The organism is Paenibacillus andongensis, from assembly GCF_025369935.1.
GTDB classification, from domain to species: Bacteria; Bacillota; Bacilli; order Paenibacillales; family NBRC-103111; genus Paenibacillus_E; species Paenibacillus_E andongensis.
Map to the genome: position 1 here is coordinate 3,629,039 of NZ_CP104467.1, position 11,739 is coordinate 3,640,777.

Consider the following 11,739-nt stretch of genomic DNA (forward strand, 5'->3'; position numbering starts at 1 on the left):
GGGTAGGTGAAATGAACTTATGCGCATAATACCAATATCATACCCCATTAGTATGGATGATATGGACCTAATAATAGGAGAGCAAGTAGTCGCAATTGGTGATTTCGATGGTGTACATTTGGGACATCAAGAAGTCATTGGACGAGCTCTGCGCACGGCTAAGAAACTTGGGCTGAAGGCGGCCATTATGACCTTTCACCCACATCCTAGAGCAGTAATGGGTCAAGATAAATATACAGATCTAATTACTCCTATGAGTAAGAAAATGAAGATGTTTGAATCGCTGGGTGTGAATCATACCTACATTGTTACCTTTGATGCCAATTTAATGCGGTTATCCCCGGAACATTTCGTGGATCAAGTATTGGATCGACTTGGTGTTGAAAGTGTCATCTGTGGTTTTGATTTTACGTTTGGCTTTCAAGGTAAAGGTACCCCGGATTCGCTCTGCGAGTTGAGTCATGGGAAATTTTCTGTAGAAGTGGTGAGACCCTTTCATATGGATGGCGAAAAAGTTAGCAGTACACTCATTCGTGAATCATTGCAGCAAGGGGACATAGACACCGTCACCAGACTTCTTGGGCGTCCCTATAGTATTAGCGGCATCGTTGTGGATGGAGAGAAGCGTGGGAGAACACTTGGATTTCCTACTGCTAATATCCAATTGGATGAGTCTTATGTTATCCCTACAAATGGTGTTTATGCAATTAAAGCCTCTGTTAAAGGGGAAACCTATAAAGGGGTTATGAATATTGGTGTAAAGCCTACCTTTACAACCGGAGAATTGAAGCCCTCGTTCGAAGCTCATTTAATTGATTTCTCCGAACAAATTTACGGGGAGCATATGAATGTTGAGCTCATTGCTTTCCTTCGACCAGAGCGAAAATTCTCATCTTTAGATGATTTGGTTACTCAAATTAAACTTGACGTCGAAACGGCCAAAAACAAATTAAAACGTTTCAGTTGAAACAAGCATTTACTTCTACTGTGCGATTATGATATACTGAATAACGTTGCCAAAAGGATCTATGCCTTCTGGCATGAACCTTAGCTTGGACATACGCTATCATCGGCGATTTCTAGGCTAGCGGGGATACAATAGAATTTAGGAGATGAACAAACATGGCATTAACTCAAGAGCGTAAAACACAACTGATTCAAACTCACAAGGTACATGATACCGATACGGGTTCACCTGAGGTACAAGTAGCTATCCTTACAGAAAACATTGTCAACCTGACAAATCATCTGCGGACTCACAAGAAAGATCATCATTCCCGCCGCGGTTTGCTCAAAATGGTTGGTCAACGCCGTAAGCTGCTAGCATACGTGAAGAACAAAGATGTGAGCCGTTACAGTGCTTTGATTGAAAAGCTTGGTTTGCGTCGATAAAACCGACAATGAGAAGCAACCTGTTGCTCCTTTGCTGGGCTTGATAAAGCTTTGGCGAAGAAAAGCAACGAGGTTGCTTTTTCTTGTATTTTTAAAACGGAAAAAGAAGGAAATACTAGACATTACGCAGAAATAGTGGATGACTCCAGCGTTAGGCAATTTTTGAGTACATACGGAGCATAATAGTAATGGTTTCAATACCTTACTTTCTGTGCAAATGTTTATCAAACACATATGAATTGAATAGAACAATTCCTTAGGAGGATTTTATGGAGAAAAGGGTACAAATGGAACTTGGCGGCAAACCGTTCATTCTTGAAACGGGTAGGCTGGCCAAACAAGCCAATGCAGCTGTAACTGTACGTTATGGCGATACGGTTGTGCTGTGTACAGTAACTGCTTCAAGCGGACCGAAAGATTTGGATTTCTTTCCGTTAACAGTTAATTATGAAGAAAGATTGTATTCCGTTGGTAAAATTCCTGGTGGTTTTATTAAACGTGAAGGACGCCCAAGTGAGAAAGCAATCCTTGCGAGCCGTTTAACGGACCGTCCGATTCGCCCTCTTTTCCCAGAAGGCTTCCGTAATGACGTTCAAATCGTTTCTATTGTTATGAGCGTAGACCAAGAATGTCCGCCAGAAATGGCAGCAATGATTGGTACTTCTGCTGCTCTGGCAATCTCTGACGTTCCTTTCAATGGGCCAGTTGGTGGCGTTATTGTTGGACGAGTTGATGGTCAATTCGTTATTAACCCAACGGGTGAGACAGCAGAGAAAAGTGATCTTCACTTGACTGTTGCCGGAACCAAAGATGCGATAATGATGGTAGAAGCTGGTGCGAATGAAGTTTCTGAGGAAGCTGTCCTCGAAGCTATCATGTTCGGACATGATGAAATCCGTAAGATTGTCGCGGTAATTGAAGAATTGGTTGAACAAGCGGGTAAACCGAAAATGGAAGTTAAACTCCATACGGTTGATGCCGAAGTAAATCGTGCAGTTCGTGAATTTGCTCAAGCTAGATTAGTTGATGCGATTAAAATTCCTGAGAAGCATGCTAGACAAGAAGCAATCGATGTTGTGAATGCCGAAGCTGTGGAACATTTTACTGCTTTGTATGCAGAAACTCCGGGCTTACTAGGTGACGTGAAAGAAACGCTGTATGATATCGTTAAAGAAGAAGTACGTCGTTTGATCACGCATGATAAAGTAAGACCAGATGGACGTAAACCAGAAGAAATTCGTCCAATTGATTGTGATATTGATTTGTTACCGCGTACTCACGGTTCAGGCTTGTTCACGCGTGGACAAACACAAGCACTTAGCATCTGTACATTAGGCGCTTTAGGCGATGTTCAAATATTAGATGGTTTGGATCTTACAGAAACGAAACGTTTCATGCATCACTACAATTTCCCTCCGTTTTCCGTTGGGGAAGCAAGACCACTGCGTCCACCAGGTCGTCGTGAAATCGGACATGGTGCGTTAGGGGAGAGAGCCCTTGAGCCAATCATCCCTAATGAAGTTCAATTCCCTTACACAATTCGTCTCGTGTCAGAAGTGTTGGAATCGAACGGTTCAACATCCCAGGCGAGTATTTGTGCAAGTACACTTGCTCTTATGGATGCTGGTGTTCCGATTAAAGCTCCGGTTGCTGGTATTGCGATGGGTCTGATCAAAGACGGAGATCATTTCTCCATTCTATCCGATATTCAGGGTATGGAAGATCACCTTGGCGATATGGACTTTAAAGTTGCAGGTACAGCTGAAGGTATTACAGCCCTGCAAATGGATATCAAAATCGATGGGATTGATCGCAGCATCCTGCAGCAATCTTTGCAACAAGCCAAAGAAGGCCGGTTGCACATTTTGGGTAAAATGGTTTCTCGTATTTCTGAGCCTAAGAAAGCTCTTTCCAAATACGCACCTAAGATTCTTACAATGAACATCAATCCGGACAAAATCCGTGATGTTATTGGTGCAGGCGGTAAAATCATCAATAAAATTATTGAAGAAACCGGCGTAAAAATTGATATCGAACAAGATGGCCGTGTATTCATCGCATCATCCAATCAAGAGATGAATGAAAAAGCACGTTCTATCATCGAAGGCATCGTACGCGAGGTTATTGTGGGTGAAACTTACCTAGGAACAGTAAAACGCGTTGAGAAATTCGGGGCATTCGTAGAAATTTTGCCTGGTAAAGAAGGTTTGGTTCATATTTCACAAATTTCCACAGAGCGTGTAGCAAAAGTGGAAGACGTAGTGAATATTGGCGATCAAATCACCGTTAAAGTAACCGAGATTGACCAACAAGGAAGAGTGAATCTTTCTCGCAAAGCAACACTAACTTCGCAAGTCCCGGCTCAAACCTAAGCCGCGAGACTTGTGAAGTCCCTTTTTAAATAGTTTTGGATAAAGAGTCAGATCAATCTGTCTCTTTTTTGCATTTTAGTCATAGCTGGACATGCCTCGTTCTACTCTTGTCCTTTCCTGCATAAAATCAGGACATAGGAAGGGGGATCGGTGTATGCTCCACAAAAAATGGCTTCTTCTTGGAAGTTTTTTTGCTATGGTTTTGCTTACATTGGATGCAATCCCTAGCATAGGAACTTATATTATTGCAGTGAAAAATAATCAAAGCTCGTATCTGGCAGATTTCAATTGGATGGACGAAGAAGCACTCCCGGTCTTTGCCTCTGCGTCTTTAAATTCAACCGAACAAAAGAAGTCAAAGATAAGCATTTTACTAGAAACGATTATGAAAGAAGCTGAAAAACGAAAGATTCCCCCTATTAACGCCAAACTTGATCCTGTTTGGAAAGCTATTCCTGGTTATAATGGCTTGGAAGTCGATATTGAGGAGACGCTCAAGCTTGCAGAGCATCATTTAACGCCGAATAAAATCAATTATGTAATGAAGGAAGTACAGCCTAGTATTCAATTGAACGATCTCGGTCCGAATCCGATTTATAAAGGAAATCCCAAGAAGCCTATGGCTTCTTTAATGATCAATGTTGCTTGGGGAAATGAGTATTTGCCAAGTATGCTAGAGACTCTCCGCAAAGAAAATGTACATGCGACATTCTTTTTGGATGGGTCGTGGCTAAAGAAGAACGTGGAAATGGCCAAAAAGATCCAAAGTGAGGGGCATGAAATATCTAATCACGCTTACTCTCACAAAGATATGAGAAGTATAACGCGTAGTAAAGCTGTTGAAGAAATTTCAAAAACAGAGGATTTGTTGAAGCAGGAGCTTGGTGTGAAAAACATGCTTTTTGCGCCTCCTTCGGGATATTTTAACCAAGAAACGGTTCAAGTTGCTTCGGAGTTCAATCTGCAGACTGTACTTTGGACTTTTGATACGGTAGATTGGAAAAATCCAGGAGCTGAGCGAATCCTTCAACGGTTATCGACAAGCGTCGAGCCTGGTTCACTTATTTTGATGCACCCAACGACCTCATCCAAGGATGCATTGCCAGGCATGATCCGTATGATTAAAAATAAAGGATTGACGATTGGCACTGTATCTGAGCTTTTATCCTCAAAACGTGTTGCTGAAGCAGGTCAAATCGCGAATTAATCGATGAATCAGCTCGAAAGTTGAGTCGCTCACACATTTTTGTTAGACTGAGTAAGTATAATTTGGGAATAGGACTTTAGGTGTTACAATTCGAGGAGGAACCTTGGTGATCAAATATCGCTTACATAATGGCTTGAGAGTCGTCATGGAACAAATTCCTACGTTTCGATCAGTAACGTTCGGGATTTGGGTGAAGACGGGCTCGCGTAATGAGTCTCAAGATAAGAACGGCATTTCGCATTTTATTGAACACATGTTATTCAAAGGGACAGAGCGCCATTCAGCCAAAGATATCGCGGAGATATTTGATGGAATCGGAGGTAATGTGAATGCATTCACCTCCAAAGAGTATACATGCTATTATGCAAAGGTTCTTGATGATCATTTGCCTCTTGCCATGGATATGCTTTCGGACATGTTTTTCCATTCTGCTTTTGATGAGAGTGAGTTAGAAAAAGAGAAGAATGTCATATATGAAGAGATCTCTATGTATGAAGATACACCGGACGATTTGGTTCATGATTTATTGGCCAAAGCTTCGTATGGCTCACATCCGCTAGGGTATACGATCCTTGGAACCCAGGACAATTTATCGGAAATGAAATCGGATGATCTGCGTAACTATATGAAGCAATATTATAATACGGAAAATACGGTTCTTAGCATCGCTGGCAATATTGATGATAGTGTGCGCGAGCTTATTGAGAAGCATTTCGGTGAATTCGCTCAAACGGGTGTGGAAACAAGTTATGATGCACCGGATTTCCTTGGAGAACTGATTTTCCATGCGAAAAAAACGGAACAAAATCACATCTGTCTATCGCTTCCAGGTCTATCGCTTCAAGAAGAGAATCTATATCCGATGGTGCTGCTCAATAATGCCATTGGCGGTGGAATGAGTTCTAGATTGTTCCAGGAGATTCGGGAGAAACGCGGACTTGCTTATTCCGTTTATTCCTACCATTCCTCGCATATCGACAGCGGCATGTTCACGATTTATACAGGTACAGCACCGAAACAGACGGAAGAAGTGCTCAAAGTGACTATGGAACTGCTGCATGATATAGCTGTCAAAGGAATGACGGATTCCGAACTCAAGAAAGGCAAGGAGCAGTTGAAAGGCAGCTTGATCCTTAGTTTGGAGAGTACCAGCAGCCGTATGAATCGATTCGGGAAAAATGAGTTGATGACAGGTAAGCATTATAGTCTCGATGAAATGATTGAACGAATTGAAGGCGTTCAGATGGAGGACATTCGTCAATTAACGAAAACGCTATTCGGGACACCTTTTGCTCTGTCTATGGTGGGAAATTCGGATGATGTCATTAACGGCTTCAGGAGGGATCAACTTGTCTCTCTATAACTTTGATGTCCAAATAAAACGGGTATCCGGACAGGAGGATATCCTTCTGCCTCAGAAAATGTCCGCTGCTGCCAGCGGCTTCGATCTTCATGCTGCAGTGAGCGAGCCGGTAGTGCTCGGGCCGGGTGAGCGTCAGCTCATCCCGACAGGCTTTGCACTCAGTATGCCGCCCGAGCTTGAAGCTCAGATCCGACCGCGGAGCGGGCTTGCTTATAAGCATGGCATCACAACTCTGAATTCACCGGGAACGATCGATGCCGACTACCGCGGGGAAGTGAAAGTGCTGTTGATTAACCATGGACAGGAGCCGTTCACCATTCAAAGGAATGAGCGAATTGCGCAGATGGTTTTCCAGCTTGTGCCGCAGATCCGGCTGGGTGAGGTTTCGGAATTAACGGAGACGGAGCGAGGATCAGGCGGTTTCGGTCACACCGGACGGTAATAGATCTACTACAAACGTAAGCATATATGCCAGAACCCCTTTCAATTGAAGGGGTTCTTTTTGTTTTCCAAGGAACTGAGCACGGAAAGTCACCCATCCTTAGGCGAACGCATACTATAACGTATCGAAACGGACCGAGAAAGGGGTGTAAGCGAGAATGCTCACTGGAGTTTCGGTTGCAATTATGGGTGGAGACGCCCGGCAACTTGAAGTAATTCAGAAATTTACTGAACTTGATGCCACGGTAACATTGATCGGTTTTGATAATTTAGGGAGACAATTTAGCGGTGTTTCAAATGCTAAACTCGATCCTGTGCTGTTTCAAACCATTGATGTACTTATTTTACCTGCTGTAGGTACGGATGATTCGGGACAAGTGGAATCTATATTCTCGAGTGAAGAGATGAGATTGACGGATGATCTTATGTCTTCACTTCCAAAGCATGCCAAAGTGTATACAGGAATGGCCAAAAGCTTTCTGAAAAAGCTTTGTGCGGCAAATGGAATTGAGGTAGTGGAGTTATTCGAGCGTGATGATATAGCGATTTATAACTCCATTCCGACAGCCGAGGGAGCGCTGATGATGGCGATCCAGAACACCGATATTACCATCCACGGTTCAGTTAGTATGGTTTTAGGTTTTGGTCGTACAGGTTTTACAATGGCCAAAACTCTGCAGGGATTAGGGGCAACCGTGAAGGTTGGCGTGAGGAAACCGGAGCATTTTGCAAGGGCGTGGGAGATGGGTTTTCAGCCTTTTTATACAAAGGACCTGTACCCGGAAGTGGGGAATATTGACTTGCTTTTTAACACAATTCCGACTATGATAGTCACAGCGCAAGTTATCACTAATATCCCACATCGCGCGCTCATCATCGATTTGGCTTCTAAACCTGGTGGAACGGACTTCCGATTTGCCGAGAAAAGAGGCATCAAAGCGATGTTAGCGCCCGGTTTACCTGGCATCGTCGCCCCCAAAACAGCTGGCCGCATCATGGCAAACACACTTAGTCAGCTGATCGTGGAAGACTTCAAAGACAGGAGCGATGTGGAATGAATTGGCAAGGGAAAACAGTCGGTTATGCTTTAACTGGTTCTCACTGTACGTTGGAAGAAGTCATGCCTCAGATTAAGAGATTTGTAGATGCAGGTGCACGTGTCATACCGATTGTATCGAATACAGTCATGACCACCGACACACGTTTCGGCCATGCAGCAGATTGGCAGCAACAGATTAAGGATATAACCGGGAACGAAATTATATCTACGATTGTAGCCGCTGAGCCATTAGGTCCATCCAAGCTGCTTGATGTGATGGTTATTGCACCATGCACAGGGAACACAACTAGTAAACTAGCAAACGCGATGACAGAGAGTCCAGTACTTATGGCTGCAAAAGCGCAAATGAGAAACTTGCGGCCGCTAGTTTTAGCCATTTCGACGAATGATGGGCTGGGATTGAACGCGATGAATATCGCTAAGCTTCTCATTACCAAAAACATTTATTTTGTGCCTTATGGTCAAGATGCACCTGGAGCGAAGCCAAATTCGTTGGTTGCTCGAATGGACTTGATTATGGAGGCCTGTGAAGCTGCTCTTGAAGGAAAGCAATTGCAGCCCATGATTATTGAGAGATTTCAATACTAATTCATATATAACATCTTGAAGGGGAGAGTCCAGCTCATGTCGAACCAGAAACTTTTTAACGTTGCAGTCGTAGGCGCTACAGGTGCAGTAGGAGAACAAATTATCCGTCTATTAGAAGAACGGAATTTCCCCATCAAGGAATTGAAATTACTTTCTTCCGCTCGTTCAGCGGGCGTAAAGCTTTCTTTTAAAGGTCAAGAAGTAACCGTTCAAGAAGCTACTCCTGATAGCTTTCAAGGCGTTGATATTGCTTTATTTAGTGCTGGTGGCGATGTTACGAAGGCATTAGCTCCTCACGCGGTTAAAGCGGGTACGATCTGTATTGATAATACGAGTGCATACCGCATGGATCCTGAAACTCCACTTGTGGTGCCTGAGGTAAACGTTGAGAAAATTAACGAACACAAAGGCATTATTGCAAATCCGAACTGTTCCACGATCCAAATGGTTGCTGCACTTAAGCCTTTATATGATCGTTATGGGATTTCCCGTATCATCGTTTCAACGTACCAAGCTGTTTCTGGAGCAGGTGCTAAAGCGATTAACGAAATGTTGAGACAATCCAAAGAAGTGCTTGAAGGAAATGATGCGAATCCGGATATTTTGCCGGTTGGTTCATTGCCAGTGAAACACCAGATCGCCTTCAATGCGATTCCGCAAATTGATAAATTCCTTGATAACGGTTTTACGAATGAAGAAATGAAAATGATTCTTGAAACGAAAAAAATTATGGGCGATGAGTCCATTGAAGTTACTGCTACATGTGTTCGTATTCCGGTTGTTTATGGTCATTCTGAGTCTGTCTATGTTGAATTGAAAGAAGATTTCGACGTAGAAGAAGTGAAGACTTTACTTGCTAATGCCCCTGGTATTGTTCTTGTTGACAATCCGGCTGAGCAGCAATATCCACTTGCAACAGATGCAGCGGGTAAGCTGGAAACTTTCGTTGGTCGTGTACGCCGTGATTTGAGCAATCCGAAAGCGCTAAATATGTGGATTGTTTCTGACAACCTGCTAAAAGGCGCTGCATGGAATGCTGTACAAATTGCTGAATATATAGCTATAGAACAATAATCAGCAAGTAAGACGGCGTTAACCATTATGCAGTGAATATGGGGGAAACTCATGCGAATCCTTGTACAAAAATTTGGAGGCACTTCGCTTTCCACCGCTCATGCCAGAGAACACGTTATTGGACACATTCAAGACGCACTTAATCATGATTATAAATTAGTTGTTGTTGTATCCGCGATGGGAAGAAAAGGAGAACCTTATGCGACTGACACGCTCTTAGACCTCGTTCGAAAGAACGGGGAGGGGCTGCCAGCGCGGGAACTCGATATGCTCATGGGCTGCGGAGAGTTAATTTCTGCGGTACATTTGTGCAGCTTATTACAAGCAACAGGCATAAAGTCTACAGTTTTGACAGGTGGGCAAGCTGGCATTCTTACGAATGATACTCACGGTAATGCTCAGATTGTAGCCATGCAGCCTAACCGGATCCTTGAATTGCTGGAGCAAGATATGGTCGTCATTGTTACCGGATTTCAAGGTAAAACAAGTCAGGATGAATTGACAACACTAGGACGCGGAGGTAGTGATACATCGGCTACTGCTCTTGGTGCTGCCCTTAAAGCTGAAATTGTAGATATTTTCACTGATGTGAACGGGATATTGACAGCGGATCCACGGATCGTAGAGGATGCTAAACCGCTAGTTCGCGTAAGCTTTGCTGAAATCTGCAATATGGCACATAATGGTGCAAAGGTAATCCATCCACGCGCGGTAGAAGTAGCCATGCAGGCTAACATTCCAATTCGCGTGCGATCTACGTTTTCCAAAGAAGAAGGAACATTGGTGACAGCTTCAGACAATATCCTTGCGGATATGAGCCAAGTTAGGGATCGCTTCGTTACGGGAATAGCCCAATTTACGAACATCACTCAAATTCATGTTGCAGCTGTTGAAGGTCAATTTGATCTTCAGCTTCGTGTCTTTAAAACCATGGCGCTGCATCAGATTAGTGTTGATTTTATAAATGTTAATCCATCGGGTGTCGTGTACACGGTGTTCGATCATGAAGCGGAACGCGCTCTAAAACTACTCAGGAGTCAAGGCTATGATCCTAAAGCTGTAAGCGGATGTGCGAAAGTTTCGGTAATCGGCGGCGGAATGAACGGAGTGCCAGGTATAATGGCACATATTGTTGAGGCATTAACGGTAGAGGACATACGTATCCTTCAATCAGCTGATTCAAATACAACAATTTGGGTACTTGTCCATGGTGTTGATATGATTAAATCTGTTAGGGCACTACATCATAAGTTCAATTTATATAAGTGAAAATGTGAGATTGAGGAGGTATAACTTTTGGATTTTGGAAGAGTAATTACAGCTATGGTCACTCCGTTTGATGAGAACTTACAAGTGAACTGGGAACAAGTAGAACCATTAATTAACTATTTGATCGAAGAACAGCAGTCGGATAGTCTTGTTATTTGCGGCACGACTGGTGAGGCACCAACATTAACAGACGATGAGAAGTTAAAGCTTATTGAGCTATCGGTTCGTTATGCCAGGGGACGCTGCAAGATTATTGCAGGGACAGGAAGTTATGACACTCTGGACACTGTTGAATTTTCCCGAAAAGTGGAGAAACTTGGAGTCGATGCGTTACTGATCGTTGCTCCTTACTATAATCGCCCTTCCCAAGAGGGGTTGTACCAGCATTTTAAAGCAGTAGCTGAGTCTGTTCAGGTACCGATTATGCTTTATAATGTTCCGGGACGCACAGGTGTGAATTTGGATGCGGAAACAACCATTCGTCTTTCCCAAATTTCTAATATCGTGGCTACCAAAGATTGCGCTAACACGGATCAATTGACACGTATACTTAATGATGCAGCTCCTAATTTCCTTGTTTATAGCGGAGATGACAGCAATGCGCTGCCTGCTCTAGCGGTAGGATGTCAGGGTATTATCAGTGTTGCTAGTCATGTGATTGGAAAAGAAATGCAATCTATGATAAAGTATTATTTAGAAGGTAACATTCAGCAAGCGGCAGAACTTCATCGTAAGCTTCATCCAGTTTTTACAGGCATTTTCCGTGTACCGAGCCCTGCTCCAATTAAGCATGCTCTAGCACTGAAAGGCATTCAAACTGGGGGCGTAAGACTTCCGTTAGTTCGTGTATCCGAGCAAGAAGGACAATTCATCCAATCACTTTTTGTATGATAACGCCTAATGAATCGGTGCTTCCGGCATCGGTTTTCTTTTTTTGGGGAATCTAAAGTAATCGGTATTAACTTGTATTTGT

The 11,739-nt window shown here is 43.3% G+C and carries 11 protein-coding genes; all 11 read left to right on the top strand.

All coding sequences use genetic code 11. The features are described 5' to 3' along the window. Positions 1 to 19: 19 nt before the first annotated feature. Positions 20 to 967 (top strand): bifunctional riboflavin kinase/FAD synthetase, encoded by a 948-nt coding sequence (locus tag NYR53_RS16090; RefSeq protein ID WP_261306063.1) that lies wholly within the window; start codon positions 20 to 22, stop codon positions 965 to 967. A 155-nt stretch (positions 968 to 1,122) separates the two neighbouring features. After that, positions 1,123 to 1,392, top strand: a complete 270-nt coding sequence (gene rpsO, locus NYR53_RS16095) for a 30S ribosomal protein S15 (RefSeq protein ID WP_029195252.1) — start codon at positions 1,123 to 1,125, stop codon at positions 1,390 to 1,392. 269 nt (positions 1,393 to 1,661) lie between these two features. Beyond that, a complete protein-coding gene (pnp, locus tag NYR53_RS16100) occupies positions 1,662 to 3,764 on the top strand; it encodes a polyribonucleotide nucleotidyltransferase (protein ID WP_261306064.1) in 2,103 nt (700 codons plus the stop codon). A gap of 154 nt (positions 3,765 to 3,918) precedes the next feature. After that, the gene (locus tag NYR53_RS16105) at positions 3,919 to 4,971 is read left to right on the top strand and encodes a polysaccharide deacetylase family protein (RefSeq protein WP_261306065.1); all 1,053 of its coding nucleotides are present in this window, start codon (positions 3,919 to 3,921) and stop codon (positions 4,969 to 4,971) included. A 106-nt stretch (positions 4,972 to 5,077) separates the two neighbouring features. Beyond that, the gene (locus NYR53_RS16110) at positions 5,078 to 6,334 is read left to right on the top strand and encodes a M16 family metallopeptidase (RefSeq protein ID WP_261306066.1); all 1,257 of its coding nucleotides are present in this window, start codon (positions 5,078 to 5,080) and stop codon (positions 6,332 to 6,334) included. Next, positions 6,321 to 6,776 carry a dUTP diphosphatase gene (dut, locus tag NYR53_RS16115; RefSeq protein ID WP_261306067.1) on the top strand — a complete coding sequence of 152 codons (456 nt, stop codon included), beginning with the start codon at positions 6,321 to 6,323 and terminating at the stop codon, positions 6,774 to 6,776. The genes NYR53_RS16110 and dut overlap by 14 nt, the downstream gene beginning before the upstream one ends. A 157-nt stretch (positions 6,777 to 6,933) precedes the next feature. Then, positions 6,934 to 7,833 carry a dipicolinate synthase subunit DpsA gene (gene dpsA / locus NYR53_RS16120; RefSeq protein ID WP_261306068.1) on the top strand — a complete coding sequence of 300 codons (900 nt, stop codon included), beginning with the start codon at positions 6,934 to 6,936 and terminating at the stop codon, positions 7,831 to 7,833. Continuing rightward, positions 7,830 to 8,423, top strand: a complete 594-nt coding sequence (locus NYR53_RS16125) for a dipicolinate synthase subunit B (protein WP_261306069.1) — start codon at positions 7,830 to 7,832, stop codon at positions 8,421 to 8,423. Before dpsA ends, NYR53_RS16125 begins: the two co-directional genes overlap by 4 nt. A gap of 36 nt (positions 8,424 to 8,459) precedes the next feature. Then, a complete protein-coding gene (locus tag NYR53_RS16130; RefSeq protein ID WP_261306070.1) occupies positions 8,460 to 9,497 on the top strand; it encodes an aspartate-semialdehyde dehydrogenase in 1,038 nt (345 codons plus the stop codon). 51 nt (positions 9,498 to 9,548) lie between these two features. After that, the gene (dapG, locus tag NYR53_RS16135; RefSeq protein ID WP_261306071.1) at positions 9,549 to 10,766 is read left to right on the top strand and encodes an aspartate kinase; all 1,218 of its coding nucleotides are present in this window, start codon (positions 9,549 to 9,551) and stop codon (positions 10,764 to 10,766) included. Between the two features lie 27 nt (positions 10,767 to 10,793). Continuing rightward, entirely contained in the window at positions 10,794 to 11,657 is an 864-nt protein-coding gene (dapA, locus tag NYR53_RS16140; protein WP_261306072.1) for a 4-hydroxy-tetrahydrodipicolinate synthase, read from the top strand. The last annotated feature ends 82 nt before the right edge of the window (positions 11,658 to 11,739 follow it).